General features: G+C 45.4%; 22 protein-coding genes. 7 read left to right on the forward strand and 15 right to left on the reverse strand.

Going from position 1 to position 24,031, the window contains the following annotated elements; translation table 11 throughout:
• Nucleotides 1-59 precede the first annotated feature (59 nt).
• Complete coding sequence (locus ACZ5ZC_RS17140; RefSeq protein ID WP_004729635.1) at nt 60-917, forward strand: mechanosensitive ion channel family protein; 858 nt, start codon at nt 60-62, stop codon at nt 915-917.
• 195 nt (nt 918-1,112) lie between these two features.
• Here ACZ5ZC_RS17140 and ACZ5ZC_RS17145 read toward each other — a convergent pair whose 3' ends face one another.
• Nucleotides 1,113-2,756, reverse strand: a complete 1,644-nt coding sequence (locus ACZ5ZC_RS17145; RefSeq protein ID WP_005491666.1) for a BCCT family transporter — start codon at nt 2,754-2,756, stop codon at nt 1,113-1,115.
• A gap of 453 nt (nt 2,757-3,209) precedes the next feature.
• On the opposite strand from ACZ5ZC_RS17145, the gene ACZ5ZC_RS17150 reads away from it, so the two are divergent.
• Both ACZ5ZC_RS17150 and ACZ5ZC_RS17155 read left to right on the forward strand, forming a co-directional pair.
• Nucleotides 3,210-4,130 carry an IS5-like element ISVa2 family transposase gene (locus tag ACZ5ZC_RS17150; RefSeq protein ID WP_010446562.1) on the forward strand — a complete coding sequence of 307 codons (921 nt, stop codon included), beginning with the start codon at nt 3,210-3,212 and terminating at the stop codon, nt 4,128-4,130.
• A gap of 56 nt (nt 4,131-4,186) precedes the next feature.
• Entirely contained in the window at nt 4,187-4,426 is a 240-nt protein-coding gene (locus ACZ5ZC_RS17155) for a hypothetical protein (RefSeq protein WP_025533780.1), read from the forward strand.
• Nucleotides 4,427-4,498: 72 nt separating this feature from the next.
• On the opposite strand, the gene dndE is transcribed toward ACZ5ZC_RS17155, so the two are convergent.
• The 5 genes from dndE to ACZ5ZC_RS17180 all read right to left on the reverse strand — a co-directional run bounded on the left by dndE (nt 4,499) and on the right by ACZ5ZC_RS17180 (nt 11,805).
• Nucleotides 4,499-4,846 carry a DNA sulfur modification protein DndE gene (dndE, locus tag ACZ5ZC_RS17160; protein WP_005491668.1) on the reverse strand — a complete coding sequence of 116 codons (348 nt, stop codon included), beginning with the start codon at nt 4,844-4,846 and terminating at the stop codon, nt 4,499-4,501.
• Nucleotides 4,846-6,855: a DNA sulfur modification protein DndD gene (gene dndD, locus ACZ5ZC_RS17165; RefSeq protein WP_005491632.1), complete on the reverse strand. Its 2,010-nt coding sequence runs from the start codon at nt 6,853-6,855 to the stop codon at nt 4,846-4,848. The genes dndE and dndD overlap by 1 nt, the downstream gene beginning before the upstream one ends.
• A gap of 8 nt (nt 6,856-6,863) precedes the next feature.
• Nucleotides 6,864-8,495 (reverse strand): DNA phosphorothioation system sulfurtransferase DndC, encoded by a 1,632-nt coding sequence (locus ACZ5ZC_RS17170; RefSeq protein ID WP_005491667.1) that lies wholly within the window; start codon nt 8,493-8,495, stop codon nt 6,864-6,866.
• Complete coding sequence (gene dndB / locus ACZ5ZC_RS17175; protein ID WP_022591085.1) at nt 8,492-9,571, reverse strand: DNA sulfur modification protein DndB; 1,080 nt, start codon at nt 9,569-9,571, stop codon at nt 8,492-8,494. Before dndB ends, ACZ5ZC_RS17170 begins: the two co-directional genes overlap by 4 nt.
• A gap of 197 nt (nt 9,572-9,768) precedes the next feature.
• Nucleotides 9,769-11,805, reverse strand: a complete 2,037-nt coding sequence (locus ACZ5ZC_RS17180) for a DNA phosphorothioation-associated putative methyltransferase (RefSeq protein WP_005491620.1) — start codon at nt 11,803-11,805, stop codon at nt 9,769-9,771.
• A gap of 396 nt (nt 11,806-12,201) precedes the next feature.
• Here ACZ5ZC_RS17180 and ACZ5ZC_RS17185 point away from each other — a divergent pair, with 396 nt between their 5' ends.
• From ACZ5ZC_RS17185 to ACZ5ZC_RS17195, 3 genes are read left to right on the forward strand one after another with little or no spacing between them, the layout of a single operon-like run.
• Nucleotides 12,202-12,393 (forward strand): helix-turn-helix transcriptional regulator, encoded by a 192-nt coding sequence (locus tag ACZ5ZC_RS17185; protein ID WP_005491636.1) that lies wholly within the window; start codon nt 12,202-12,204, stop codon nt 12,391-12,393.
• Between the two features lie 13 nt (nt 12,394-12,406).
• Nucleotides 12,407-14,065 carry a DUF927 domain-containing protein gene (locus ACZ5ZC_RS17190; protein WP_005491634.1) on the forward strand — a complete coding sequence of 553 codons (1,659 nt, stop codon included), beginning with the start codon at nt 12,407-12,409 and terminating at the stop codon, nt 14,063-14,065.
• 53 nt (nt 14,066-14,118) lie between these two features.
• On the forward strand, nt 14,119-14,454 hold the full coding sequence (locus ACZ5ZC_RS17195; protein WP_005491665.1) for a helix-turn-helix domain-containing protein: 336 nt from the start codon (nt 14,119-14,121) through the stop codon (nt 14,452-14,454).
• Nucleotides 14,455-14,473: 19 nt separating this feature from the next.
• On the opposite strand, the gene ACZ5ZC_RS17200 is transcribed toward ACZ5ZC_RS17195, so the two are convergent.
• From ACZ5ZC_RS17200 to ACZ5ZC_RS17240, 9 genes are all read right to left on the reverse strand, one after another.
• Nucleotides 14,474-15,658: a site-specific integrase gene (locus ACZ5ZC_RS17200; RefSeq protein WP_005491669.1), complete on the reverse strand. Its 1,185-nt coding sequence runs from the start codon at nt 15,656-15,658 to the stop codon at nt 14,474-14,476.
• A gap of 171 nt (nt 15,659-15,829) precedes the next feature.
• A complete protein-coding gene (gene mnmE, locus ACZ5ZC_RS17205; protein WP_104969982.1) occupies nt 15,830-17,191 on the reverse strand; it encodes a tRNA uridine-5-carboxymethylaminomethyl(34) synthesis GTPase MnmE in 1,362 nt (453 codons plus the stop codon).
• A 117-nt stretch (nt 17,192-17,308) separates the two neighbouring features.
• Entirely contained in the window at nt 17,309-18,931 is a 1,623-nt protein-coding gene (gene yidC / locus ACZ5ZC_RS17210; RefSeq protein WP_005394100.1) for a membrane protein insertase YidC, read from the reverse strand.
• Between the two features lie 2 nt (nt 18,932-18,933).
• Complete coding sequence (yidD, locus tag ACZ5ZC_RS17215) at nt 18,934-19,191, reverse strand: membrane protein insertion efficiency factor YidD (RefSeq protein ID WP_005378822.1); 258 nt, start codon at nt 19,189-19,191, stop codon at nt 18,934-18,936.
• Nucleotides 19,158-19,481, reverse strand: a complete 324-nt coding sequence (gene rnpA, locus ACZ5ZC_RS17220) for a ribonuclease P protein component (protein ID WP_005394102.1) — start codon at nt 19,479-19,481, stop codon at nt 19,158-19,160. Before rnpA ends, yidD begins: the two co-directional genes overlap by 34 nt.
• A 46-nt stretch (nt 19,482-19,527) precedes the next feature.
• Complete coding sequence (gene rpmH, locus ACZ5ZC_RS17225) at nt 19,528-19,662, reverse strand: 50S ribosomal protein L34 (RefSeq protein WP_005378825.1); 135 nt, start codon at nt 19,660-19,662, stop codon at nt 19,528-19,530.
• Nucleotides 19,663-19,904: 242 nt separating this feature from the next.
• The gene (locus tag ACZ5ZC_RS17230; protein ID WP_005378827.1) at nt 19,905-20,642 is read right to left on the reverse strand and encodes an amino acid ABC transporter ATP-binding protein; all 738 of its coding nucleotides are present in this window, start codon (nt 20,640-20,642) and stop codon (nt 19,905-19,907) included.
• Complete coding sequence (locus ACZ5ZC_RS17235) at nt 20,639-21,310, reverse strand: amino acid ABC transporter permease (protein ID WP_005378829.1); 672 nt, start codon at nt 21,308-21,310, stop codon at nt 20,639-20,641. The genes ACZ5ZC_RS17230 and ACZ5ZC_RS17235 overlap by 4 nt, the downstream gene beginning before the upstream one ends.
• 114 nt (nt 21,311-21,424) lie before the next feature.
• A complete protein-coding gene (locus tag ACZ5ZC_RS17240) occupies nt 21,425-22,171 on the reverse strand; it encodes an amino acid ABC transporter substrate-binding protein (protein ID WP_005378831.1) in 747 nt (248 codons plus the stop codon).
• A 412-nt stretch (nt 22,172-22,583) separates the two neighbouring features.
• Here ACZ5ZC_RS17240 and dnaA point away from each other — a divergent pair, with 412 nt between their 5' ends.
• The gene (gene dnaA, locus ACZ5ZC_RS17245) at nt 22,584-23,990 is read left to right on the forward strand and encodes a chromosomal replication initiator protein DnaA (protein WP_395195846.1); all 1,407 of its coding nucleotides are present in this window, start codon (nt 22,584-22,586) and stop codon (nt 23,988-23,990) included.
• Nucleotides 23,991-24,031: the final 41 nt, after the last annotated feature.

Below are 24,031 nucleotides of genomic sequence, written 5' to 3' on the forward strand. Positions count from 1 at the left end.
CCTGGTTGAGATATCCGGGTACCGTTTTACAACATCCATAACCCGTTACGGAGATAAAAATGGAGTTACTCGTCAGCTTTTACGAGACACATCAGGCGTTGATTCTGGATATCATCCAGAACTCAATTTTAACCCTGCTTATTTTAGTGATTGCTTCTATCGCATCAAAACTGATGCGTGCCGGTATTCAGAAAGCCATTATGAAAGTGAGCAATGGTGATGAGATTGTCGCGTCTCTGATGTCTAAAGTCGGTGGTTATATTGTCTACATTCTCGCTCTGGTCATTATTCTCGACCTGTTTGGTGTCAATACCACCAGTTTGGTTGCCTTAGTCGGTGCGGCCGGTTTGGCGATTGGCCTGGCATTAAAAGATACCCTGAGCAATATTGCTGCGGGGATTATGATTTTGTTCCTGAAACCGATAAAAAAAGGTGAATTCGTTGAGTTTGCCGGTTACAGCGGTACGGTAAAAGATATTGGTTTGTTCACCTCAGTATTTGAAACCGGTGACGGCCTGTATATTTCCAGCCCGAATCGCACCGTCTGGAACGCAACCATTCGTAACTTCAGCCGTAACGGCCGTCGTCGTATGGAAATCGTGGTAGGTATCTCTTACGAGGATTCAATTGAAACCGGCCTGAAAGTGCTTCAGGATTTAGCGCTCAGCCATGAAGCAGTCATGCTGGATCCGAAACCGCAGGTGATGGTTCAGATGCTGGCGGACAGCTCAGTGAATCTGCAACTACGCGCCTGGTGTACCACGGATAAATACTGGGAAACCTACTGGAGCATTCAGCGTCAGGTGAAAGGTAAGATTGAGGAAGCGGGTATGACCATTCCGTTCCCGCAACGTGATCTGCACATTACGATGACTCAGCCTCAAGCGCAGGAATTGCTGGGTCAGAACAAGGCCTGATGCTCAGCCATTAGCGTTTAATGCTACATAAAAAAGCCTCGCAGTTATCACTGCGAGGCTTTTTCGTATCAGTGTCTCGTCCTGAAATGTGTTTACATATTGATGACGAGAGACTGAATAGTCACTTTGTCAATGAGTGGCTCCGTTACACAAACTCGGACACGGAGCCTGCCCATTGTCTTTTAAAGTAAACCGTTATTTGGCTTTCTTAACCCGCGGTTCACTCATCAGGCCTTTAATCAGCGATATTGTCGCTATCAACAAGACGATAGTGAACGGGAAGCCGGTTGTTACCGCCATCGCCTGCGCCGCAGCCAAACCACCACCCAGCAGCAATGCTATCGCTACTAAGCCTTCGAAGGTACACCAGAACACGCGCTGTGGTGTCGGTGCATCCACTTTACCGCCGGCAGCAATGGTATCGATAACCAGCGAACCTGAATCCGATGATGTGATAAAGAACACAACGACCAGTACGATACCGATGAATGATGTAATTTCATGCAGAGGCATAACTTCAAGCATTTCGAACAGTTTCAATGGCAGGTCTGCGTCCATCACGGCTTTATAACCATCGTTGACGTATTGACTGATCGCGGTACCACCGAACGCCGTCATCCAGAACACACACACGGTTGACGGAACAATCAGCACACAGACGATAAACTCGCGTACGGTTCGGCCACGTGATACACGAGCAATGAACATACCGACGAATGGTGACCATGAAATCCACCACGCCCAGTAGAACGATGTCCAGCCTTGAGAATAGTTCACATCTTCACGGCCAAATGGCATCGACAGTGCAGGGAAGTTGGTCAGATAAGCACCGATATTATCGAAAAATCCGAGCAGAATCGCGGCTGTCGGACCGATGACTACCACGAAAAACAGCAGCAGTGCAGCCAGCAGCATGTTCATTTCTGACAGGCGTTTTACGCCGCCATCAAGGCCAGCCAGTACAGACAGCAGTGCAAATGCAGTGATCACAATGATCAGAATAATTTGCGTGGTGTCAGTCAATGGGATATCAAACAGGAAGTTTAACCCGGTCGCAGCCTGAGACGCGCCGTAGCCCAGAGATGTCGCCAGACCGAAGACCGTCGCCACAATTGCCAGAATATCGATGATATGACCAGTCCAGCCCCAGACTCGTTCGCCAAACAGCGGATAGAACACTGAACGCATAGTCAGTGGTAACCCTTTGTTGAACGAGAAAATAGCCAGTCCCAGAGCCAGCAATGCGTATATTGCCCAAGGGTGAAGTGCCCAATGGTAAATCGTCGCTGCCATACCGAGCGAACGTGCGGCTTCGGTATCACCCATCGCACCACCCAGTGGTGCCCAGTCGGTACGCACACCATTTTCCAGTGTGGTGCCGCCCAGCGCGGTAGTGAAATGGGTCATGGGTTCAGAAACGCCAAAGAAGACCAGGCCAATCCCCATGCCGGCCGCAAATAACATCGCCAGCCATCCTGAATAGGAATAATCCGGAGTGGCATCGGTACCGCCGATTCTGACCCGGCCTAACGGTGATATGGCCAGTCCGAGACAGACGACAACAAAAATGTTACCTGATAACAAGAAGAACCAATCAAGACTTGAGGTGAGCCAAGATCTTAAGTGAAGAAACAGGGGTTCGACTTGTTCGCGAAAGATTAGGGTTGCAAATACAAAGATGACAATCGCTAAGCCTGAGACGGCGAAAACCCGGTTATGAATGTCCAGGCCAAACGGACCGGCGGAAAGAACGACGTTGTCCTGACCAACGGTATAATCTGTATCGATTGGGTTTGCTTTGCCACTAGGGTGGGGAACACCACCGTTATCGCTACTCATTTTCTCTCCATTGTTGGTTATAAAAATTCACTAGATGTCGTGAGAAGCTAAGCACTCAGATAATGTGAGTGCTTCTCTTTTTCCAAGAAAATGATTTAGGTCATTTCCATTGGATATAAAACTCTCCTAATATAAAAAATACCCAGTTAGTACTGCCATAAATCACCATCTGAGATGGAAAAAATAATGAAAAACATGGCATTAAAAGGACCTTATTATTGTCCGTTATCTTACTGGTTGCAATCTCCGTTGCATTGGCCAATTTCGCCTCTTACTACGAGCAAAAACCTCTTTGACTAAGAGTATTATGGCTCAAAGTAACAGTTTTGTATTGGAGCAAGCGGAAATGATCAGCTCCTACATCGATGAGAAAGGGCTTTGTTGCGTAATTCGATGGAACTAAATCAAGAAACTACGATCTGAGCGGCTACGCCCATCAATCGTCGTAGCCTCATGCCTAAACCTCGTTACAAAACAACTAACTGGAAGCAGTACAATAAATCCTTAATCAACCGTGGTTCTCTGACCTTTTGGATTGATGAGGAAGCGATAGCTGAGTGGAAGCAAAACAAACAAGGCAAGCGTGGTAGACCTCGCCGATTCAGCGACTTAGCCATTACTACTGCACTGATGGTGAAACGCGTTTTCTCTATGCCCTTGAGAGCGCTACAAGGTTTTCTAGACTCCGTATTTAAGCTGGCTAACATCCCGCTTGTTTGCCCGCACTACACCTGTATAAGCCGCCGAGCTAAGGAAGTTGAAGTTTCATTTAAAACCAAAACCAGAGGAGCAATACAACATCTGGCCATTGATGCCACTGGCCTCAAGGTTTATGGCGAAGGTGAATGGAAGGTCAAGAAGCATGGAACTGATGGGAAGCGAAGAGTCTGGCGTAAGCTGCATATCGCGGTAGATACAAGCACCCACGAAATAGTCGCAGCAGAGCTGAGCTTATCTAACGTCACTGATGCCGAAGTGCTCCCCAACTTACTCAAGCAAACACGTCGTAAAATCATTGAGATATCAGGCGATGGCGCTTATGACACAAGGAATTGCCATGATGCCATACGGATCAAGCGAGCTGTTCCGCTCATCCCGCCAAGAGAAGGAGCAGCCTTCTGGGAACAAGGGCACCCTCGTAACTTAGCGGTAGGTTGCCAGAAGCTCTACGGCTCCAACAAGAAGTGGAAAAAGCGGTATGGCTATCATAAGCGCTCTCTGTCAGAGACCGCAATGTACCGAGTAAAACAGTTGCTAGGTGGGAAATTAAGTCTAAGAAATTACAACGCTCAGGTTGGCGAGACTTACGCCATGATCAAAGCACTGAACAAACTTACAGGGCTTGGTATGCCTGAAACTCAGTATATTGTATAAAAGTCGCTCAACTTTAGGAGGTTTGGTTTCTCGTCTGAATTACGCAACAAAGCCGTGTGGCGGCGCAGTTTTCACTATTAAAAGAGTTATTACTTAAGGGAAAGGTCACGCTTAACTCAGAGTTGGATTTTGATGAATTATTGGCTTGCTTTCAAGATATAAATCTTGACTCTGAATACTTTAGTCCAAGAACAGCGACTAAAAAAAGGTTGCTGGATGTGTTTAGACTCAGGTTAGCTCTAATTAAACCTGAAGGTTTGGATGAAGAGATAATTAGGGCGGCTGCTTTTAAATAAAGCATAATCTCTATTTACAACCCCTGTAAGTGTCTTAAATGACACTTTCAGGGGATAATTTAGGGTGTATATCTAAATGGCTCTTGATATCTCGCTGCAAGATTTAAAGTTTCTAATACTAGCTATTCCATCTTCAATATGCGCAGCCCAAGCTTGTTGATACTCTTTACTATCAAGCCCTGGGTAGTACATTTTCAGTATAAGTTCCGTCACATCACCAGTTTCACCTAGCCACGTGTACTTATCTAGTACAAGTGAGCCATCCAATTTAGCTTCTTGGCCTTGGTATCTAAAGTCACTTTCAATAGAACGGAAGAAAGCGATGCGAGCTGATACGTTTGGAGTGATGCCAGTATATCCCTTCAACTTTTTAAGCTGCTCTTCAGTAGTACGAGTCAGGTTCATACGATTAGGTAGCATTACACAGCCTCCTTAGTTGTTTCTCTCCAGAAGTAACCTTCCTTCAAGGTTGAAGACTTAGTTGTACCGTCGAAACAGATCTCATAAGTACGAGCAATATCGTCTTGGATAAGGCTGGTGTAGTTTCTATCGATCTCTGTATCGGTAGATAAAATCACAACTTGATGGCTAGCGGTAGGGAAGTAGTTCTCTACCAGTTTGTCACGGTGATGTGAGTCTAATCTGCCTAGCGGAGTGTCAATGATGATGGGCAGTTTACGACCAGATGTACGGCCAAGAGCCTCTAGAATCGAGATCGCGTAGATTTGCTTCTCACCAGCAGACATCGCCTTACGGTTGATCTTAATACCGTGTTCATCAACTAACTCAACATCGAATGTTGCTGGGTTGATTGAAGCTGTGAGCTGTAAATCTTCCTTACGAGCAAGCTTTTTGTAGGACTGAACGAACTCGTTTTCTAACTGATTGACGCGAGCTTTAGTTAACTGTTCGCCAAATTTCTCTAGCAGTAAGATTGAGTTTTGGGCATTGCTAATACTCTGATCTTTATTGGATTGATCTTTATTCTTATCGTGTAGCTTCTGAATTTGACGGGCTGTTTCTAGTGCTTGGCGCAATTCGCGTTTTGCTTCTTCAAGCAAAGCATGGTATTCGATAATCAGCTTTTCTTTTTTCTTATCTAATGCGCGCACGTCCGCAAAAAGCTCTTGCACCTGCTCTTGCTCAGGAGCTCGCGCGATATTGTTTGAAGCGTTGTCGATCTCTTCTTCGACTTTTTGAAGACGCACTCGTGCTTCATCGAAACGTGAAAAAGATTCTCGAGCCAGATTTGAGAGTTGATAGTCAATCGTATTCGCTTGACGGTCGGAGATATCTAAAAGCAGCTCAGCAGAATCAAATTCACCCACGTGTGCTTTAAAGCTATCAGCAATCGCACTTTGAGCCATCTCGGTATCAAAACTTGGGTACTTTGAACGTAGTGTTTCTAAGAATGAGTCCAGTTCATTGCCAAAGTTCTGTTTCTTCTTAATCTGTTGTTCTTGCTTGATCTGAGTTTGAAGGCGCTGCATTGCATTAGGTGCTAGTGCGAATGGAAGACTTGTCTCCATCTCCATGCGGATTTGCTTTTCAAGCTCTACTTTCTCTTTAAGCAAGCTATCTACTTTTTGTTGCTCATCTTCTCGAGTTTTAGCCCAAGCGCCGCCGTTTTGAGATAGCTTATTCTCTAGGCTAAGGATATCACGTGATACGAGCTCAATTTGTGCATCAACGATGTCCGCTTCACCACGAAGTTTCTCTGCATTGCGCTCGTGGCTGATACGTTGCTCATCAAGAGAATCCATTTCCTCTTTTAAAGATTGGCTTAGTGCGCTAGAACCTTGTTTCTTCAAGAATATATTTAAGTCACTCTTGAGCTTTGCGATAACATCTAGGCCCAATAGTCGACGGACTGCGGTCTTTAGCACCGTGCCTGACTCATCTTCCGCAAGCTCTGCGATTTTCTCGCCGTCGAAGAAGAACAGGTCAGCAATGCCTGTTGGGATCAGTTCATTAAGGAAGCCCTGACACTGCTCGTAGTTGAGCTCTGGTATTTGGATGCCATCTTTCTCAAGACACAGGCTATCTTTCTTACCGCGTTTCCAGCCGCGAATCACTTTATAAGTGTTTTCTTCGCCGTTTTGGCTGTATTTAAACTCAAGCTCAATCGATGCGTTATCTTGCACACCACCATGACCTACACCCTTGTGAATAAGCTCAGATAGAGCTTCAACATATTCGCCATTGGAAAGGACTTGGCTAAAAGATTGACGCCCAAATAGAGCTAAACGTACAGCGGTTAGGATCGACGTTTTACCAGCACCGTTAAGGCCACCAAACAGAATAATTGGTCGTTCGGTTCCTTCAATAGGGCCATTTTTACTCAGACGAGCAGGAGCAGGGCGCAAGTCGATTTCATGTACGCCACGGAACACTCGAAAGTTGTTTAGAGTTAGTTTTGTAATTAACATTTCAGTATTTAAAACTCTTTTTGAAGCTGCTTATCTAGCTCTGCAAGTTGGTCGTTGTAGCGCTCGATCTCTTTTTGGTGAATATCAAACTCAGCTTTACTCTGTAGTGAAGCATGTTTTTGTTTGATTTCTTCTAAGCTTCCCCAATCCCTTTTTAATAGCGATGCGATTTTATTGGAAATGCCACTACGACGGCTTAAGCCTTCCATCGAGACTTCTAGCTCGATAAGCTTCATGATCATCTCTGGTGCAATATCAAAGTTGTCACAAAGCTCATGGATAAGTTGAGCGTCATCTTTACCAAAGCTTGCGTTATCGTCATATACCCAATCAAGGTCGTAACCGTAAACTTCTTTGAAAATTTTAGGTAGAGAATCGTCCCAATCTGGCTCATTTGGATCGTGAATCCACTCTTGGCGAATAGCATGAAGTTCAGGTACTGTGATCAGCTCAATCTCTCTTCCTTCAGCTTTAAACTTCTTATCCAGCTCAAGTAACTCGCGCAACCATTGTCGACGATACTTGAGCCAGTAAGGTCCAGGGACGTGCTTACGCTCTGTTGCAATGTCTTCGCCTTCTTTTGCGTATTGGTAGCTAACTTTACCTGTGCGACGTTTATGGTTTCGGTACTCTTCTTTGTTCGCTGGGTCGGTTGTCATGGATAACTTATTGCGGAACTCAAGAAGAGGAGCCATCCACTCTTCACCGTTTTGGATAAGGCTTTCCATTGCACGGTCTTTGGTTACGACAGTACATGTCCAGCAACCAAAGCGAGAGTTACCACAAGACGGTGTTGTCTCATCAATGACCATTGGACATTCGCCTTGACCAGAGGAGTCTTTGTAGAGGTTCCACAGCACAAGATTTTTGCCGCCCCATGGGTTTTCCCATTCAAGATCATATTTATCGATCCAAATGTTTTTAGGCCCGTAAGGTGTTTGTTTCGTTTCTAAATGACAAAGACGCAGTAATTTCCATACATCGTCAACACCCCATGTATCGATGGGAGTAAAAATGAACGCATTCGCAAGTGTTGTATGGCGGGCTAATCGTGAGCCGTCAATTTTGTGTTTCGCGATGACCTGCGCGCGTGATGCACTCTCTTGGCTACGAGAGCCAAGTACAACAATCACTTCGTCAAACTGTGAGACTTTAGACTTGATAAAGTCACTCACAGGGTCAATCTTCATTCGCTCTGTACACCAACGGAAAGAGCGTGTTGGCGCTGGGTAGCCTTTACCAAGCAAGTTGGCCCAAAACGTTTGATTGTCTTTAGGGACGACTTTATGGCAAGTGATTGGTAGGTTATCGCGCTTTGCGCCTTTCTCTATAGCGGCTAACGAGTCTTTGATGTGGTTAACGACGACAGGTGTTTCAACTAGTGTGTCTGAAGATACAACAAAGACAGGCTTGTGGCGGTCTTTGGGTTCCAAACCAAGCAGTGCCAAGTAAACCAACGACATAACTGCTGATGAGTCTTTACCACCACTGTAACCAATTACCCATGGACGTTTATCCGCACAGTAAACACGCTGAACGTCAGCAATATAGTGGCTTAATTTGTTATTAGCGAAGTCTTCTGCATTGATAAAGTCTTCGTACTCGGCTAGGTCTTCTGCCAATTGTAGCTCGTGTATCATGATAACTGCTTCTCTAGAGCCTTTTCTTCAGGGGTTAGCGGTAACCCAAGTTCAATTTTTAATGCGTTGGCGGTAAGTTGGATATTCGTCGTCGACTTACTCAATTTTCCGTGGTTCATGCTTCGTTTAATCCACTCTGGGTTGGTTTTTAACCAGTTTACGTTTGCCAACTGTTGTAGTTTCTGTTTCCAATTGTTTGGCTCCTGGCAGAGGAGGTGCTTACCCAAAACACCAATGGCATGTAAGCCAACACCATGTGCATGAATGTACTCTTGTCTTAGTTGTGCAGGTGATACTTCTTTGTCTATTACCATCTGCCAATCTTTTATATGGCGAGTAACTTCAGCCCAAAACTCAGCAGCAAGTTTTTTTTCGTCTTCGTTGAAGCCGTCTTTTGGCCCTTTACTCAACAGTGCTCGGGTAGATTGTTTGATGCTACTTAATGTGAAAAGTTTATTTGATTTTGGGCTGATGCTGGATTTCTCCATTTCAGTCAGACCTACGAATGGTTTTACTTTGGTCGCTAATTCACGAGCGAGTTCTGAACTTTCATCTCTGTGGTCGTAAAGCGTACCCAGAGATGGACTTGGTTTGACGGCATACTTGTTTAGATCAGCAAACATTTGTTGGCTTCTATCTAGCCCTTCATCGATAAAGAACAAGACAGGAATATTGTCTTGGCCCAGATCGGGATTTTCTTTTAGAGCTTCTTCGATTGCTTTACGCCTATGCTGACCATCATTGATCAGAATTTGAGCGTCCATAGGGATTTGAAGTGTTCCCAAATTCGGAGCACCTTGATGATCGTGAAAAGAAATATTGACACCAACTGAAGCCGTTAATGCCGAAAATACATACTCTTTCGGGTTGTCGAGCAAGTACTTCACCATTTCAGGGATCCGAGTTTTGTTAAGCGTTCTTTGAGCTCGCAACTCTGGAGGGACATCATCTTCGTTGTAGCTGAATATCTTAGGGATAATCCGAAGAGGGCATGTCGCAATGTAAAACGGACGACCTGCTTGAATACCTCTGACAGCGGGAAAAGAGTAGCAATAGCCGGAATCTTGATTTTGCATAGTTGGCTCGAAGGTTATGTTATTTGTCCATGACATTTAATATAGATGGTGTGTCATTTTTTGACAAAGTTAATCTTTGAGTTTGTGATATTGTGTGTTTGTTATGTTTTATTGTTGGTAGATATGACAAACCAAGTCGTGCATTCTACAGGTATCAGGATCAGATTTCTATGGGGTGCTTGGTTTTTAAACTCTTTTTACGAAAGCGAGTGTGCCCTTAAGGTAAAGCCTTTGATTTCCTTGCTATGCTTTTCAAGCAAGACCTCAAATTCAGCGCGAACCATGTGGCTTTCTTCGGTTGGTTCAAAATCTAATAAGGTGGCTAAGCGTTTATCAAAGCTCAGTTGCTTTTTGTAGTTCTCGTGTTCGGGGGGCATGTAAAGATGCTTGTTTAACAGAGGCGGTCTACGCTTTTCATTCACATAATCAAAGAAGTCGATATCTTGTTCTGCCATTTTTATTTTTATGCGCTCAACTAAAAACGGTACGGAATGCTCGAAGTTATCATAAGCGGTTAAGGTGAGTTTACCTGACGTGATATGGATTTTGACAAGATCTATTTCTTCATCCAGTTCCCCGTACATTTGTAAACCTGCCCCCACGTATACACGTAGCAGCAAAGGTAAATCATCAATATAGTCTCGGTGTAGGATGATGGAATGCCCTTCATTCAATAAACTTGCGGGTAGTTGTTGGTGGGCCTTTTCACATTGCGTATTGATTAAGCTTGTATCGGCTATCGCAAACAGTAACTCCGCAGCTAGGTTAAGTGCGGTTTTATAATCATCAAATAGAGCTTTGATATCGCGTTTGAGTGACTCTGGTTGCTGCGTGTAAGGCTTTCTCTTTTCAAATAGCCCCATAGCAAAGTAAAGCAAAAGGTCTTCTTTGCGACGCTTTTCTGCGTTTTCGAACTCTTTGGTATCGAACATTTCTTGCAGTAAACCAAACACTTTTTTATGAGAACCAATTAGACTTCTCACTTCTTCAGAACGGTTAAATTCGTCATTCGCCGGTACCCGGCCAAGTTCCAGACATACGTTCCAAAAATCATCAAACAGAGTGCTGTTTTGGCTAATGGCCAACTTGGCTTTATCTTTACTCTCTATAGGCTGAGGCGATGTCAGTTGATGCCAAGTATGGTGCCGCTGGTACTTACTTTGGAGGTAACGTTGTTCTTCTAGCTTATCTTTGAATATGTAGAAGATGCCCGGTGCAACGGCAATCGCGTCTTCTTGCAAAGAACGTTCTAGGTACCCTTTGAATTCTGATTGTGCGTAGTATTTTTGGAATGTATTTCTTGTCGTAATCACCCCATCTTTATAGGGCTGAAACTGCGCAATGTACGAATCATTAGCCAGCATGACAGAGACGACCAGAATTTTGTTGGCGAGCTCCCAAGCGCTCAATAGTGCTTCAAGACGTTCATCTTGGTCTTCGATAACATTTAGGACAAACCCCAAGTTCACAATGTCCGAATTGACTTTATCGTTATCAGGCGAAAAAACCGGGTCCCAGCCCAATACATCGAGCCCGTGTGCTTCAAGTTCTCTCAGGTCGTCCCCTCGGCCGCATCCGTAATCGAAAATAGAAAACCGTCCATCTAAGTAACCTTGCTTCGCCAATGTCTTCATTGGGCCTGATAGCTCATGGCGTACAATGGCGGTTTTGTGACGATCTATTCCAGGCTCTTGTTGAGCATCATTCAATGCATCTGGTTCGTCTTTCAGTATCCTCCCATCGACTAACCGGTATCCCTTTTTTTGGATCAAATTTAACCACGACTGTTTGAAGCCAATAGTGCGGGTGTTCTCGTATAGGCCTGCCTCCACCCCTTCTTTAGTCAGCGCTGTGAAGAGCTCATAATGGTCACTGCTCGGCAGAATCATCGTCTCTTTTCTATGCAGGATCGGTGGGTTTTCTGAAGAGCGATAACAAGTCACTTTATGACTAAGTTTGCTCAAATCTACATTCAGGCTTTGCTCTAACGCTGGGTAGGAGTCGGTATAAAAGGTTGGGTAGTTCAACAACGATAAACGGAATTCCTTTTTAAACAGCTTGATGAGGTTCCATTGATTATCCGGCAAGTTCACTGCCTGAGCTACAGCTGGTATGAACTTTCTCAGTTCAGGTGGAATCTCACTCATAGCATCTCTGTGCAGGTATACCGCATCTGGGAGTTGTTTTCCGATATGAATTTGTTTTACAAGTTGCTTAAATGATTGAAAGTCCATTTTTTAGTAGCGATTCCAGTTTGTAGAGCCAAATAGATATTTTAGCTTTATTGTTAATGGATTCGCCCAACCAATCAGACATGTTTGACAGTAATTATAAAAAAAACACTTTCACATGTGAAAGTGAGTCTCTAATCACTATGCGTTAAACATGGTGAGCAGCTTAACGCATTAGCGGGTGACTTAACGCATAGCGATTTGTGGCTTGATGATTAACGGTGAAGCAGCGCCGAATCGCATTACTGCATCATTATCTGATCTTAATTTCCCTCTAGGGGCGCTCTGGCTTCAAGTTATCTGCTCTAGTTGCCCAAAATGGGCCTGAGCACCGCGCGCCTTTGCGTTACTCACCCTGCAAACTATTCCTTGATTATTCATTAACTGTCAGGAGTAGTTATGACCGAACAAAAACAATCAAATCAGCTATTAAGCTATCAAGAAGTTTGTCAGTTAACTCAGTTGTCTCAGGCAACCATTCGCCGTTATGTGAGAAATGGCTCCTTTCCTTCTCCAGTGAACTTATCACCAGGTGCACGAAGTGTGAGGTTTCGTCTTGAAGATGTGCAGAAGTGGCTTTTGAGCCTGTGACGGTGAGGTGTGTATGTATAGAAACAAAAATAACGCACTGGAATACTGTGACAAGGAAGAAGGTTGGGTGGCTATTAGCTCTGAGCTTTCTGTCGTAGCACGAGTTAGAGCGCAAGATAAAAAGTCAGGTTACGGTGCCTGTATTGAGTTTGTGAATATGGATCTTGTTCCTGTCCGGTTGGTTGTACCTGCAAATCGAATTTTAGGTAGCGCAAGTAACACACTTCGTGAGGAGCTATTTGATCGTGGCTTTTGGCTAGAAGATGAGAAGTACAACTGGAGCCTTGTACTACGCTACGTACGTCAACAGATAAAACAAGCGCCATCTGGCATCAGTGCATTTAATACAGGCTGGCATGACGATGTATTCGTGACGACGGAAACCACTTTTGGTGCATCCGAGGAGCCATATTTTTATGCGGGAGCAATTGTTGATAGTAATTTTCAAGTCAAAGGTAGTCTAGCTAATTGGCAACAGGAGATAGGTTGTCTTTTGAGTGGAAACCCAACCTTGATATTTGCTGTTGGAGTCGCACTTGCCGCACCGCTACTAGCACCATCGGGAGGAGAAAGCTCAGTCTTTCATTTAATGGGTTCATCAAGCCAAGGTAAGTCTGGTGCTATTTACGTTGGATCGTCTGTTTATGGTTCCCACTCTTACAAGAAGACTTGGTATAGCACGAACAATGGTATCGAATCTGTATCAGTCAATTACAACGATGTCATGTTGCCGCTCGATGAGATTGGCATGGCGAGAAGTGAGAATTTGGATACAGCGGCTTACCAGATTGTGAATGGCGATGGAAAGTTAAGAATGTTAATTACAGGGGCTTTGGGTAAACAAGCAAAGTGGCGAACCCTTGTACTTAGCACTGGTGAGGTTGGTTTGATTGATTTGCTGGAAGAGATCGGCAAAAAACCCGCCGCAGGCCAATTGGTCAGAATAGTTGAGATACCGCTGACGGAAAAATATGGCTGTTTTTCTAGCATTCACCGATTTAATGACTCTCACGAATTTGCCAAACATTTGGAAGAGGCAACGAAAAAGCACTATGGTTCGTTATTTCCAGCTTGGATGTGCTTGATAGTAAAGCAGCCAGATCTGGAACTGTTGTTAAGATCGGAAACGGATAGGTTGATGCAGCGCTGGAAAGAAAGCTGTATGTCAGCTCAAGTTCTTAGGGTGCTGCATCGCTTTTGCTTGGTTGCCGTTGCGCTCTCACTGGCCTCTCGACACAAACTCGTACCGTGGAGCGAAGAAGAGTCTTTATTCTCTGTGTACAGTATTTTTCAGCGCTGGATTGCAGCCAGAGGGCACACTCAAAATCACGAAGAGTTTGAAGTGCTTTTAGCATTGAAGCGGGCTCTCGCCAAATGGGAAAAGCAGTTAAGTGAGATATCCAGCGGAAGATCATCAAACACGGGGTACTTCCGACGTGATGGAGATGAGATCCAGTGGCTGATTCATAAAAATGTGTTTATTCGTGATCTCCAGCTGCGCAAGCAATACATCAGCCAGCTGACTCCTTTGGTTCAACGACGCTGGTTTGAATCAAACGAGGGAGCCAGGGGGACACTACGAGTAAAAGTGAACGGTAAGTTGGAAAGGTTTTTTGCTTTTACTCCAGCTCAAATTATCCAAGAACTAGAGGAGCTGACCGCCGATGCGTAATCCGTTTCCCAGTTTTCCCACATTTCCCAGAGCAGTGGCATGGAGGGGGAGTTATGACAAGCAATGAACAAGTCCTTCTCCAGTCCATTTTAGCAAAAATCGATCATGTAGAACGGGTTGTGTTAGAGCAGCGTTTGCAGCAACAAAAGGTGGAGCTGCTTGGAAAGGACATTCTAACCGTTGATGAATGTGCAGCCTTGTTGGGTTTATCAACCAACCAGCTTTATAAGTTAACGAGCTCGGCAGAGATCCCTTATTTTAAGCTTGGCAAACACCTCAGATTTGAGCGTCAAGCAATCATGGATTGGGTAGAGAAAATGCGAGTTTCATCTCGCTATGAGATCGAAAAAAGGGCAGCAAACTATGTCGCCACCACTTCTCGTAAGTAATACTTTCATAGCAGCGGCCTTAGGCCGCTGAATCTTTTCCAGAAGAAGCAAAAATATCGGGGAATGTGAGCATGGCTTCCATCCTACGTTGCTCTATGATGTCAGCGTAGATCTCGGTTGTCTTGAGTTCGCTGTGGCCGAGCAGTTTCGATACAGCGTATATATCGATTCCTCGGCTCAGCTGAATTACAGCAAAGGTATGACGACCAGCATGGAATGTAACGTGCTTACTTATTCCAGCAGCCAGAGCCCATCTAAGCAGTTCTACATTTATATAAGAAGAGTATTTCAATCCCTTGAATACGCGCTCGTGAGAGGCTTTGGGGCTACCCAAAAGTGATTCTGCTGACTTTGGGATGTCTAAATACTGAAGGCTCTTAGCATCGCCGTGAGAGAGTTTTACCTGGTCGAAGATAATTCGTTTGTGATTATTGAATGTCTCTATTTCTGACCAAGTAAGTCTGTGGATATCGCACCAACGCATCCCCGTTGCACATGAGAACAAAAACGCACTTTTAAGGACAGGGTAGCGACATTCTGTGTGAGCTAACGCGTTGACCTCATCCAGTGTTAAATAAACCCGCTTAGTCGTTTTCGCTTTAATACTGGTCACTTGTGCAAGCGGGTTATCACGAATAATACCTTCTCGATGTGCTTCGTTGATCGCCGCTCGAACTTTATTGAAGTAGGAGCTTTGTGTGTTGCGAGATAACGCGGTATCACTCTTGGTTTTCGCTTCATTGGTCAGGTAATACTTAAACCCATCTAACCAGTCTTTATCCAGCTCATCAAAGCTAAGATCATGTTTCCCGCAGTAGAACAGCAGGTGTTTACGAGCTGACAGCCATATCGAGTGGTTGGAAGTTGAGGTGGTTTGTTCTTTGATATCAACTTGCCGTTGAAAGTAATCAATGAAGCTAGCTGAACGCTTGGTTCGATCCTCAAAACCGTGCTTTTGGGATTGCCACTCAACCAGTCGTTTACTCTTAATGGTTTCGGCGAGAAGCATATGTTCTTTGTTGTGTTGGCGCTGGGTGGGTGTTTTAGGTTTGTCGTGAACGTACAGGTCTAAGGTTTCGTAGCTGCGCTTACGTTTATTTTGGCGTCCACCTTGCGTATTTGTGGTGTAGCCATAGTCATAAACTAAGCGTAGTGAGCGTGTGCCATCGGTTCTAAGTGTTCGTTTTTCAATGGAAATTTTCATTTTAGCCCCCAATTGGTCCCCAATACGGCATTTATCATGTCATTGGGGGCCAACTGGGGACTAGAATTGGCAATTAACGGCAATAGATGGAAACAAATGGCAAATGACGATCTAATAAAATCAGTGTGTTATCTACCGTTGCTTGCTGTTGTTTTCCGTTATTTGCCCACTTTACTTCCCGATACAGAATGAAGAGAAGATTCGGCCCAGTAAGTCGTCAGAACTGAACTCGCCGGTAATCTCGTTGAGATGCTGCTGGGTGATGCGCAGCTCTTCTGCCAGTATCTCGCCAGCCATATAGCCTTCAAGCTGTTCCTGGCCTATTTGAAGGTGCTGTGCGGCGCGCTCCAACGCATCGAGGTGACGGCGACGAGCCATAAAGCCACCTTCACTGTTGCCTGAGAAGCCCATGCACTCTTTTAGGTGTTCACGCAGAGCTTCAACCCCTGCACCAGTTTTCGCTGACAAGCGGATGAGGGTAGGGTTATTGACGTGGCAGATCCCCATTTCTTCACCCGTTTGATCCGCTTTGTTTCGGATCACGGTTATGCCGATATTGTCGGGTAGGCGATCCACAAAGTCTGGCCAGATATCTTTCGGATCGGTGGCATCGGTTGTGGTGCCATCCACCATGAACAAGACGCGGTCTGCTTGAGCTATTTCATCCCACGCGCGCTCGATACCGATTTTCTCGACTTCGTCGGAGGCATCACGCAGACCTGCTGTATCAATGATGTGCAGTGGCATTCCATCAATGTGGATATGCTCACGCAGGACGTCACGCGTGGTACCTGCGATATCGGTTACGATTGCAGACTCTTTGCCTGATAGCGCGTTCAGTAGGCTTGATTTGCCCGCATTTGGACGACCAGCAATCACGACTTTCATCCCTTCACGCATGATCGCGCCTTGGTTGGCTTCTTTGCGCACCGCATCTAGGTTGTCGATGATTGCTTGTAGGTCACCAGCCACTTTGCCGTCGGCCAGAAAGTCGATCTCTTCTTCTGGGAAGTCGATGGCTGCCTCAACATAGATACGCAAATGAATCAGCGACTCAACTAAGGTATTAATGCGCCCTGAAAAGGCGCCCTGTAAGGATTGCAGCGCCGATTTTGCTGCTTCTTCAGAACTTGCATCAATGAGGTCTGCAATTGCTTCTGCTTGAGCGAGGTCGAGTTTATCGTTCAGGAACGCGCGTTCAGAGAACTCACCAGGACGAGCAGCTCGAATACCATTAATACCTAGAATGCGTTTTATCAGCATATCCATCACGACGGGGCCGCCATGGCCTTGCAGCTCAAGTACGTCTTCACCTGTAAATGAGTGCGGGTTAGGGAAGTACAGAGCGATGCCCTGATCAAGCACAGTGCCATCTTCTGACTTAAACGGCAGGTACTCTGCATAGCGGGGCTTTAGTGTCTTACCCGTGACTTCTAACGCCACTTGGTTGGCTTTAGGGCCTGATACTCGAATAATACCGACACCGCCACGACCAGGCGCGGTCGCTTGAGCGACAATCGTATCTGTAGTCATAATTTTGCCTTTTGAGCTGGGCTCAAATTGAGCCATAACTTTAGTTAGCTGAATTGTAATCAGCCAAAAACAAAAAGGCGACCTTTTGGCCGCCTTTCTCAATCATTTCCTAAAAGGTTACTTGCTGTGTAAGCCTTTTTTCTCTAACCCTTTGTAGATAAGAGTTTGCTGGATAAGCGTTACGATGTTCGACACCAACCAGTACAGAACGAGACCTGATGGGAAGAACAAGAAGAAGAAGGTAAACATAACCGGCATAAAGGTCATGATCTTCTGCTGCATTGGATCCGTTACTGTTGTCGGGCTCATCTTCTGGATTAGGAACATAGACGCACCCATCAATAGCGGCAGGATGTAGTAAGGGTCCTGCGCTGACAAGTCGTGAATCCAACCAAAGAATGGTGAGTGACGAAGCTCTACCGATTCCATTAGCGCCCAGTATAGTGCGATGAAGATAGGCATCTGTAGGATAAGAGGTAAACAGCCACCGAGTGGGTTTACTTTCTCTTTCTTGTACAGTTCCATCATTTCTTGGCTCATACGTTGGCGGTCATCACCGATGCGCTCACGCATAGCTTGCAGCTTAGGCTGAAGCATACGCATTTTCGCCATAGACGTGTATTGCGCTTTCGTTAGTGGGTACATTGCACCACGAACGATGAAGGTCAGACAGATGATTGCCACACCCCAGTTACCAACAAAGCTCTGGATGAATGAAAGCAACATATGAAGAGGCTTCGCAATGAACCATAACCAGCCGTAGTCCACTACTAGGTCTAGGTTAGGTGCCACTTCTGCCATTTCATCTTGCAGTTTTGGACCAACCCAAAGTGTTGCTTCAAACTTAGCCTGATCGCCTGTTGCGATAGTTTTGTTCGGCATACGAACGCCGATATCGCCTAGGTTGCCAATTACACGAGTGTATAGGTTAGTACCTGGTTCGTTACGTGGGATCCAAGCTGCGGCAAAGTAGTGCTGAATCATTGCTGCCCAACCTTGGCCATCGGCTAGGTTAAGAGACAGGTTGCGATCCTGCATATCATCAAAGCTGTACTTCTTGTAACGCGTATCTTCTGTTGAGTATGCGCCACCACGGTAAGTAGGCATTGTGATGCTACCACCATCGTCCATTAGGTTTTGACGTAGGTGAGCGTACATACCAAATGTTGCGTTATTGCCTGAGTTGTTTACTACATCGTATTCAACATTAAGCGCGTAGCTGCCGCGTTTAAAGATGTAAGTTTTGGTGTATTCGATGCCGTTTGCAGTGAATGTCATCGGAACACGAAGTTCATCTTGACCGTCAGCTAGAGTGAAGCTGTCTGCACTTACGTTGTAGTGAGGGCGATTTGTGCTGCTCAAGTCGATACCTTGAGGACCCACTAGACCGCTTTGAGCGATAAATTGGTGACCTTGAGCGTCTTTAAGCAGAACAAAAGAATCTGATGAATCTAACTCAGCAGAGTATTCGTTAAGGTTGGCATGTACCACATCGCCACCAACGGTGTCGATCGACAGAGTTAAAACATCAGTCGTTACTGTGATAGTTTTTGCAGAAGCTTGCTGTTGGCCAGGAACTGGGTCAAGTTCATCAGCAAAAGATGGTGCAGGTAGAGTGCTGCTTGATTGAGCCTGTTCAACTGCTTGAGGTTCTGGATTCTTTGCAACTTGCCATTGTTGAAACAGCAAAAAAGAAACCAGGGCCAAACCGATGAGCAGGATATTACGTTGAGAATCCATCGTTAGTTATCTCTGTCTTGTTTTTGGACTGGTGGAACGGGGTCATACCCCCCTTCATTCAAAGGGTGGCATTTTAATAGACGTTTGCCTGATAACCAACATCCTTTTACAAAACCGTGAGCTCTCAAAGCTTCTAGCGCGTAAGTGGAACAAGTTGGTGTGAACCGGCAACGAGGACCAATCAAAGGGCTGATAAACCAGCGATACAGATAAACGAGCCCAATGGCTATCCACGTGAAGGGCGAGACAGGCGTTGCCATAGCTTATCAAACAACTTAAAAATTTCCTCATTGCTTAAATCTTGCGCGCTTTTCTTCGCAATCACAACAAAATCTTTGTTTGGAAGCTGATGTTGATTGTTACGAAAGCTTTCACGAGCCAAACGCTTAAATCGGTTACGACCGACAGCCGTTTTGATTTGCTTTTTTGGAACCGCTAAACCTAATCGTGGATGAGAAAGTTTGTTATTGCGAGCAATGATGGTGAAATGAGGCGAGCCAGCTCGATGAGCTTGCTGGAAGACGTTTTGATAATGCTCGGGAGTTAACAAACGTAACTCCCGATTAAACGCGTACGTGTTCAAAATAAACTAGCGATTATTTTGATAGGCGCGCACGGCCTTTTGCACGACGTGCGTTGATAACTTTACGACCGTTCTTAGTTGCCATGCGAGCACGGAAGCCGTGAGTACGCTTGCGCTTTAGAACTGTAGGTTGAAAAGTGCGTTTCATGATAATTACCTTTACTGATCAGTAGTTTTAGGTTCTTGTTAAACCCGGCGTGGGTATTTGCTTTCTTATATAAAGAAGCTCTTTATATAGAGAAGGACAACCGACGCCTCTCAACAAAGAGGCGGAATTGTAATCACACTCACATAATGTGTCAATGACTCAATGAGTACGAAATTCCGGCCGGGCGATTATACGTAGTGTGAGTAAAATCTCAAGGATCAATCGATCCTGATGCTTGATCGTTACTCTATTCCTACTTGGTTAAGGAATTTTTTCAAACGAGGATCTTGTGGATTATCGAAGATATCCTGTGGAGAACCTTGCTCTACGATATTGCCTTCCGCCATGAAGATCACTCTATCAGCGACTTCTTTCGCGAATTGCATCTCGTGCGTCACCACCAGCATGGTTTGATGCTGATTAGCTAACTTCTTCATTAATGAGAGAACTTCACCGACCCATTCAGGATCCAGCGCAGAAGTTGGTTCGTCAAATAACAGCAGTTCTGGTTGCAGCGCCATCGCTCGGCCGATACCCACACGTTGTTGTTGGCCGCCAGACAATGCCGCTGGATAACTATCGCCTTTATCCCCAAGGCCGATGTCATCCAGAATTTGTTGCGCTCGTTTGAGAGCATCGGCTTTTTTCCAGCCTCGAACGGTCACTAGACCTTCGGCAATGTTCTGGCGCGCATTCATGTGGGCAAACAGGGCATAGTTTTGGAACACAAAGCCAGTTCGACGACGCAGCGCTAATACTTCGGCTTTAGTGTGTTTTTGAGTATCAACGGAGATGTCATCTATCGTGATACGACCTTCATCTGCTTGTTCTAGAAAGTTCACCGTACGCAGCAAGGTTGATTTACCCGTGCCACTTGAGCCGATAATCACGATGATCTCACCTTGCTTAATATCGAGGTCGATGCCTTTCAGCACTTCAGTCTCACCAAAACGTTTGTGAATATTTTCTAACTTAATCATCGTACGTACGCCTTATTCAGTTTTGCTTCTGCCCAGATTTGTACGCGAGTCAGAATCACCACCACGCCCCAGTAAATAAGAGCAACCGCAAGGAAAGCTTCAAAGAAACGGAAACTTGATGAGGCTTCCATCTGTGCTTTCGCCATGATTTCGGCCACACCAAGCGTGAAAGCGAGAGACGTTGACTTGATCATATCGATGAAATAGTTCATCAATGAAGGCAGTGCGACACGCGTTGCTTGAGGTAAAATCACTCGGCGCATTGCTTGGGATGTCGTCATACCGACCGATAAGCTCGCTTCCATTTGGCTGCGATCAATACCAATAATGGCGGCACGAATACTTTCCGCCATATAAGCGGCAAAGTGCAGCGTTAAACCGATCACCGCTGCTGAGAAGGCATCAATACCCACCATCAATGGGAAGATTTGTGGTAAGCCATAATAAAGCAGGAAAAGCTGAACTAAGAGTGGGGTGCCACGGAAGAAGCTGATGTACAGTTGGCTTAATTGATCCAGAACTGGCAGTTTAAATACGCGAATATTGGCTAAAATGACGGATAAAATCAGTGAAAACACCAATCCCCACGTCGCCATTTCCATGGTAGTGCCAAGATATTTCAGCAATATCGGCAGCAGTTCCAACATGTAATTAAAGTCAAATCCCATACGGCTTACCTAAAGGCTAGAGAAAAGAAAAGGTGGAAAACAAGTTCCACCTTTACGTAAGTTTATTTTAGTCCGAGAGTGATACCACTTTGCGGCCTAAAGTACAAAGAGTTCTTATTTCGTGATGTCAGCGCCAAACCACTTCACGGAAATTTTCTCTACTGTACCATCTGCGCGCATCTCAGCCAGTGCTTTGTTTACTTCTTCTTGCAGCTTACGACCTTTCTCGTTGTCCACGAAAGGCCATGCGTTTTGAATGGTCTCAAACGGTTCGCCCGCCAATTCCAGAGGAAGACCGGTTTTCTTAATCAGCTCTAATGCAGAAAGACGATCCATTACAAATGCATCTGCACGACCGAGTGCCACATCATGTTCGATACCAGTGTCGTACGTTTTGATGTTGATCTTGCCATCTTTGTCGTACTGACGAAGCAGTTGCTCGAAGTTAGATCCTAGGTTCACAGCAACGGTTTTACCCGCGAGATCGTCAACACCTTTGATGCTGTCGTTGCCTTTACGCACGGTAATTTGTGCGCCATCTACAACGTAAGGGTCTGCGAATAGGTATTTGGCTTTACGCTCATCAGTCATGGTGATTTGGTTGGAGATCGTATCGATGCGACCGGTTTCTAGCAGACCAAATAAACCAGAGAAGTTGGCTGTTACGTATTCGATTTTGTAATCGTTGCGTTTGCCGATTTCATCCCACATGTCGACTTCAAAGCCTTGTAGCTTATCTTGCTTTACAAAAGTAAACGGGAAGTAGCGACCTGACATACCAACTTTGACTTCAGTAGCGGCTTGTACGGTTGCTGCCGACAGTGCAATGGCTGCAACGGCAACCTTAATCCAGTTTTTCATAATACATCTCCATAATTTTATGGTTGGAAATACTACTGTTAGTTAGCTCAATTAAATAAATAACCAAGAGCAATAACCTAGACCTGTGAGTTATTAGATAATAGAAGAAGAATGTTAAATGTGACGAAAATGCGAACTGAACCAGGGGAAATGATCGACAAAATCAGCATTGGGAATAAAATAATACACAGACTTATCACCAATCACTCGATCTTGTGAATTTTGCCCAATTGTGGATCGTTGTGTGGGCAAATTTGGGGCAAGGTGTGTTGATCTCATCAAGTTTGCAGAAATAATTGTGAATAACTTGGATCTTATTCACTGGATCGTCGATCAATCGCTGGCGATCTTGGTTATCAACAGGTAAAATTGCCAGTCTTTTCCGATAATTCAATTACTCAGTGGGGGCACCGTGTCATCTTCGCTTTGGCTGCAATGTTTGCAGCAGCTTCAAGAAGAGCTACCAGCTACAGAATTCAGCATGTGGGTTCGTCCGCTACAAGCGGAGCTCAATGACAATACTCTCACTCTATTCGCGCCAAACCGCTTTGTGTTGGACTGGGTGCGTGATAAGTATCTGAACAATATTACTCGCTTACTGCAGGAATACTGTGGTGGCGACATTCCTAACTTACGCTTTGAAGTGGGGAGTCGACCTGTCTCTGCTCCAAAACCAGCGCCGACACGTACGCCTGCAGATTTGGCTGCGGAGTCATCTGCACCTGCGCAATTACAGGCACGTAAGCCAGTACACAAAACCTGGGATGACGACGCTCAAGCGATTGCGGCGATCAATCACCGCTCAAACATGAACCCAAAACACAAGTTCGACAACTTTGTTGAAGGTAAGTCGAACCAACTGGGTTTGGCTGCGGCGCGTCAGGTATCGGATAACCCAGGTGCAGCTTACAACCCACTATTCCTATACGGCGGCACGGGTTTGGGTAAAACCCACTTATTGCATGCGGTGGGTAACGCGATTGTGGATAACAACCCGAACGCGAAAGTGGTCTACATGCACTCAGAGCGTTTTGTGCAAGACATGGTGAAAGCGCTGCAAAACAATGCGATTGAAGAATTCAAACGCTACTACCGCAGTGTGGATGCACTCCTTATCGATGACATCCAATTCTTTGCTAATAAAGAACGTTCGCAAGAAGAATTCTTCCATACCTTCAACGCACTATTGGAAGGTAACCAGCAGATCATCTTAACGTCTGACCGTTATCCTAAAGAGATTAATGGCGTTGAAGATCGTCTTAAATCTCGCTTTGGTTGGGGTCTTACTGTTGCGATCGAGCCGCCTGAGCTTGAAACGCGTGTGGCGATCTTGATGAAAAAAGCCGAAGATCACCAAATCCACCTTGCTGATGAAGTGGCATTCTTTATTGCCAAGCGTCTGCGTTCGAACGTTCGTGAGCTAGAAGGTGCACTGAACCGCGTTATCGCTAACGCGAACTTTACTGGCCGCCCAATTACGATTGATTTTGTTCGTGAAGCGCTGCGCGATCTGCTCGCTCTGCAAGAGAAGCTGGTAACTATCGACAACATTCAAAAGACGGTGGCGGAATACTACAAGATAAAAGTGGCTGACTTGCTGTCCAAACGTCGCTCTCGTTCTGTAGCGCGTCCTCGTCAGCTGGCCATGGCGTTAGCAAAAGAGCTAACCAACCACAGTTTGCCTGAAATTGGCGATGCGTTTGGGGGCCGTGACCATACGACCGTACTTCATGCGTGTCGCAAGATTGAGCAGCTGCGTGAAGAGAGCCACGATATTAAAGAAGATTACTCTAACTTGATTCGCACCCTGTCCTCGTAATCGGTTAGAATAACGGTATTCTAAGCAAATCATTTATTGAG

Source organism: Vibrio sp. JCM 18905, from assembly GCF_055393305.1.

What these genes read in the sequence shown, in the direction of transcription:
- ACZ5ZC_RS17230 (WP_005378827.1), bottom strand. Translation starts at nt 20,642, where the DNA reads ATGATTAAGTTAGAAAATATTCACAAACGTTTTGGTGAGACTGAAGTG.
- dndE (WP_005491668.1), bottom strand. Translation starts at nt 4,846, where the DNA reads ATGCTACCTAATCGTATGAACCTGACTCGTACTACTGAAGAGCAGCTT.
- ACZ5ZC_RS17235 (WP_005378829.1), bottom strand. Translation starts at nt 21,310, where the DNA reads ATGGGATTTGACTTTAATTACATGTTGGAACTGCTGCCGATATTGCTG.
- dndD (WP_005491632.1), bottom strand. Translation starts at nt 6,855, where the DNA reads ATGTTAATTACAAAACTAACTCTAAACAACTTTCGAGTGTTCCGTGGC.
- ACZ5ZC_RS17140 (WP_004729635.1), top strand. Translation starts at nt 60, where the DNA reads ATGGAGTTACTCGTCAGCTTTTACGAGACACATCAGGCGTTGATTCTG.
- dndB (WP_022591085.1), bottom strand. Translation starts at nt 9,571, where the DNA reads ATGCAAAATCAAGATTCCGGCTATTGCTACTCTTTTCCCGCTGTCAGA.
- ACZ5ZC_RS17190 (WP_005491634.1), top strand. Translation starts at nt 12,407, where the DNA reads ATGTATAGAAACAAAAATAACGCACTGGAATACTGTGACAAGGAAGAA.
- mnmE (WP_104969982.1), bottom strand. Translation starts at nt 17,191, where the DNA reads ATGACTACAGATACGATTGTCGCTCAAGCGACCGCGCCTGGTCGTGGC.
- ACZ5ZC_RS17185 (WP_005491636.1), top strand. Translation starts at nt 12,202, where the DNA reads ATGACCGAACAAAAACAATCAAATCAGCTATTAAGCTATCAAGAAGTT.
- ACZ5ZC_RS17150 (WP_010446562.1), top strand. Translation starts at nt 3,210, where the DNA reads ATGCCTAAACCTCGTTACAAAACAACTAACTGGAAGCAGTACAATAAA.
- ACZ5ZC_RS17200 (WP_005491669.1), bottom strand. Translation starts at nt 15,658, where the DNA reads ATGAAAATTTCCATTGAAAAACGAACACTTAGAACCGATGGCACACGC.
- yidC (WP_005394100.1), bottom strand. Translation starts at nt 18,931, where the DNA reads ATGGATTCTCAACGTAATATCCTGCTCATCGGTTTGGCCCTGGTTTCT.
- ACZ5ZC_RS17170 (WP_005491667.1), bottom strand. Translation starts at nt 8,495, where the DNA reads ATGATACACGAGCTACAATTGGCAGAAGACCTAGCCGAGTACGAAGAC.
- ACZ5ZC_RS17180 (WP_005491620.1), bottom strand. Translation starts at nt 11,805, where the DNA reads ATGGACTTTCAATCATTTAAGCAACTTGTAAAACAAATTCATATCGGA.
- ACZ5ZC_RS17195 (WP_005491665.1), top strand. Translation starts at nt 14,119, where the DNA reads ATGACAAGCAATGAACAAGTCCTTCTCCAGTCCATTTTAGCAAAAATC.
- ACZ5ZC_RS17240 (WP_005378831.1), bottom strand. Translation starts at nt 22,171, where the DNA reads ATGAAAAACTGGATTAAGGTTGCCGTTGCAGCCATTGCACTGTCGGCA.
- ACZ5ZC_RS17145 (WP_005491666.1), bottom strand. Translation starts at nt 2,756, where the DNA reads ATGAGTAGCGATAACGGTGGTGTTCCCCACCCTAGTGGCAAAGCAAAC.
- yidD (WP_005378822.1), bottom strand. Translation starts at nt 19,191, where the DNA reads ATGGCAACGCCTGTCTCGCCCTTCACGTGGATAGCCATTGGGCTCGTT.
- rpmH (WP_005378825.1), bottom strand. Translation starts at nt 19,662, where the DNA reads ATGAAACGCACTTTTCAACCTACAGTTCTAAAGCGCAAGCGTACTCAC.